General features: G+C 51.0%; 3 protein-coding genes. All 3 read left to right on the top strand.

The window, feature by feature from the left end:
* The coding region (locus tag JF818_RS10625; protein WP_198891990.1) for a [Fe-Fe] hydrogenase large subunit C-terminal domain-containing protein at positions 1-717 on the top strand (717 nt) is incomplete at its 5' end.
* A 97-nt stretch (positions 718-814) separates the two neighbouring features.
* Positions 815-2,032 carry a DNA repair exonuclease gene (locus JF818_RS10620; RefSeq protein ID WP_198891989.1) on the top strand — a complete coding sequence of 406 codons (1,218 nt, stop codon included), beginning with the start codon at positions 815-817 and terminating at the stop codon, positions 2,030-2,032.
* On the top strand, positions 2,022-3,022 hold a 1,001-nt coding region (locus tag JF818_RS10615; RefSeq protein ID WP_198891988.1), incomplete at its 3' end, for an ATP-binding protein. The genes JF818_RS10620 and JF818_RS10615, both read left to right, overlap by 11 nt.

The following is a 3,022-nucleotide window of genomic DNA, read 5'->3' as shown; positions in this document are numbered from 1 at the left end:
GTCATGCCCTGTACTGCAAAGAAGTTTGAGGCGGGCAGAAGTGAGATTGACAGTGCCTTCTCCTACTGGCGGGAAAAGGGTTCCTTCACAGAGGAGGAGTACTTCTGTGATGTTGATTATGTGTTGACCACACGGGAACTGGCAAGGATGCTGAAACGGATCGGAATTGATTTCGCCCATCTGGAAGAGGGCAAGTTCGATGATCCCCTTGGACAGTCAACAGGATCGGCAGTACTGTTTGGTGCTACGGGTGGTGTGATGGAAGCAGCGCTCAGAACTGCATACGAGGCCATCACAAAGACTACCTTGGAGGAGTTGGAGTTTGAACAGATCCGCATCGGTAAGGGTATCAGGGAGGCAACCATCATGATCGGGGAAACCCCGCTGAAGGTTGCAGTAGCCAATACCCTGGCAAATGCTCGGGTCCTCCTGGACCAGATCCAGGAAGGCAAGAGTCCCTATGCATTCATAGAAGTGATGACCTGTCCTGATGGATGTCTGGGGGGAGGAGGACAACCGATTCCTTCAACCAAGGAGATCAGGAGAAAGCGTGCAATGTCCATCTATGAGGAAGACCGTGGCATGCCGATACGCAAATCCCATGAGAATCCGTCCATCCAGGAACTCTATACCTCATTCCTAGAGCAGCCTCTGGGTCATCTGAGTCACCAGCTGTTACATACCACGTATGTAAAGCGTGGTGCCTATCCAGATTGATCCTCAGGTTGCAGTATCTTTGGAGGGGGGGCATCTGCCCCCTCTCCCTGCGTAAAAACCCTGCAACTATGGTATACTGCGCTCAATGGAGGGCGGAATGAGAATTCTCGCATGTGCAGACATTCATTTGGGGCGAAAACCGGAGCTCGCACAATCCGGTCATGCTGCTTGGGATGCGATCATCCAAAAAGCGCTTGAGCTTGCCGTGGATGTAGTGGTATTGGCCGGTGATGTCGTGGAACATGAGAGAACATGGCTATCCGTCTATGGTCCTCTCCTCTCTGGGTTGGAAACGCTCAAGAATGCAGGAATCCAAGTAATAGGGGTAGGGGGAAACCATGACTGGTCCGTCTTTCCCCGGCTTGCAGAAGAGAGTGAAGCGATCAAGATCCTTGGTTTGAAGGGAACGTGGGAGTCCTATGATATCGGAGATGTTCGGTTCATTGGTTGGTCATTTCCCAGTACACATGAGGAAGAATCCCCGCTAGCCGATTTTGATACATCACTGGTTGATGATTCCAAGCTATCCCTTGGTCTGTTGCATGCTGACTGGACTCAGCAGTACTCCAAATATGCTCCCATCAACGAACATGCTTTGTTGAAAACCGGTATTCCCCTTTGGATGCTTGGACATATCCATGGAGGAGGAAGACAGGGTGACTCTGCTGTCTACTACTGTGGTTCTCCCTTTGCACTCGACGTGAGCGAAACAGGTGCACATGGAGCCTATCTTCTGGAAACCGAACAAGGCCGCACATGGAAGGATCCACTGTTTATTCCCCTCTGTCCCTACCGGTATGAACAATGTGCAGTCGATACCACCGGCATACAAGATATGGAATCACTTCGCTCTGCTGTTACCAGGTCGGTACGTGCCTATGTTGACCAGATGGCATTCCATGGAACGGTTGCGGTAAGTTTGGTGTTCACCGGAAACCTGCATGTTGATCTGGACCTGCAACAGGTCTTTTCCTTTGAAGGAAGGGAGAGAGAACTCCTATTCCAGGACGAGGATCTGGAGGTGCTGTTGTTGAACCGCATCGAAGATGCAACAGACCTGGAGATAGATCTCAATCAACTGGTGAAGGGCAGCGGCCCGCAAGCCCTGCTTGCCTCTATGCTTCTAGACAGCGATGCATTACAGCAACTGGGAGTATCCTATCAACGATTGGATACAGAGAGTTACAATACCAGTGGGTTCAATCTTCTCAGGCAGAGATCCCTTACCCAGGAAGAGGCCGTCAAACGGGGAAAACGGGCAGTTCTTCAGTTACTCAGGGCTATGGAATCCCAGCGGAGGGAGCATGAAGCATAAAAACTCGTACAGGTTCACTCGTTTTACGCTTTCAAAGGCTCCTGGATTCCTTGTTCGCTCCTTTGGGGATCTTGCCGCACTGCACCCTGGGCTCAATATCCTTACCGGGGCAAATGGGGTTGGGAAGACTACCATAATCAAGGCCCTCTGGTCACTCCTGTTTACACCAGCCAAACATCCATCGCTGGAAGCTGAGGCGGTATTGCAGTCGGGTGAGACAGAGTGGTTCCTCTCCCTCTCCTCCAACCGTCTGGAGCAGAAACGAATATCAGACGGGTTAATCACCACACTTCCCGGTAGAAACGACGCGTTTGCCGATGCCTACTGGTTTCCCTTGCATGAACTCCTGACGAAGGAAGGTGTGGGCGAAGCATTTCTGGAAGCCATACGCAAGGAAATGCAAGGCGGAGTTGATCTGGAGAGGGCAGTCCGGGAAGCCGGAGGCATTGAATCCTTTTCCAGGAAGCGGCACACACTGGTACAGACACTGAAAGAAAAGCAACGGTTGGTGAGGGAACAGCAAACAAGAATTCTTGAGAATCTGGATCTCAGGCAGAATATTTCAGATTTACAGGACACGCTCAGAAAGAGTGAAGGATATGCGGCAGAGAAGATCCGCCTGGAAACCTTGCTGGAGTATCTCTCTACGAAAGAGACCTACGAAGAGATCCTGGCCCGGCAGAAATCGTACCATCCTGTTCTTGGGCACATGACTGTCCATAGTCTATCAGAAGCGAGAACACGAGATCATGAGTGGGAAGCGGCAACTTCTGCAATGCAACAAGCAAAAGCTGCGCTTAAGGAGACCCAAGGCCTTCTTGATCAATGCAACGTGGATAAGTCAGTCCTTGATGATCCGCTCATGCCAAGATTGATCGAGCAACGAAGTGATGCTTTTCAAGAGGCAAAAAGAGCGCTTGATGCAGCGAAAAATGAAGCCAAACGGGCTCAAGAGGCAAGAAGTGCATGGGAGAATGCACACCGTTGGCT

The sequence above is a fragment of the Sphaerochaeta sp. S2 genome, assembly GCF_016406725.1.
GTDB lineage: Bacteria > Spirochaetota > Spirochaetia > Sphaerochaetales > Sphaerochaetaceae > Sphaerochaeta.
The sequence above is the reverse complement of the archived record's forward strand: the minus strand, read 5'-3'. Positions and strand labels throughout refer to the sequence as shown.